Here is a 537-nt window from a genome sequence, read left to right on the forward strand (position 1 = left end):
TGGCGGTGAGCTACATAAAATGGGTGAAGATAAGTCAGAAAAGCTTGAGTTTATTCCCGCTCAAATCAAAGTGATTGAGCACATTCGGCCTAAGTACGCTTGCCGTCACTGTGATAAATCCTCGACTCACACACAGATAAAGCAAGCCTCAATGCCTGCCATGCCCATCAACAAAGGCATTGCAACAAGCAGTTTGCTCAGTCAGCTTATCACCAGTAAATACCAATATGGGTTACCGCTTTATCGCCAGGAGGCAATGTTCAAGCAATACGGTATTGAGCTCAGTCGCCAGACCATGAGTAGCTGGATAGACAAATCCGCCGCACTCTTCGCGCCACTAGTTGAGCGACTTAAAGCCGAGCTGTTAAAGCAGCCCACGCTATTTGCCGATGAAACGCCATTAAAGGTGGTAAAATCCGATAAAGTGAACAGCTACATGTGGGTGTATTGCTCAGGTCGAGATTCACCAGACCCGAATAATCCTATCCCTAATATCGTGCTTTACGACTTCCACAATAGTCGCGCGGCCGCCTGCGT

Annotated in this window: 1 protein-coding gene; it reads left to right on the plus strand. The window is 47.7% G+C overall.

What is annotated here, in order from left to right; genetic code table 11:
• On the plus strand, nucleotides 1-537 hold a 537-nt coding region (tnpC, locus tag H5202_RS23650; protein ID WP_182774150.1), incomplete at both ends, for an IS66 family transposase.

This window comes from Shewanella sp. SG41-4 (genome assembly GCF_014164505.1).
In the GTDB taxonomy this organism is placed as follows: domain Bacteria; phylum Pseudomonadota; class Gammaproteobacteria; order Enterobacterales; family Shewanellaceae; genus Shewanella.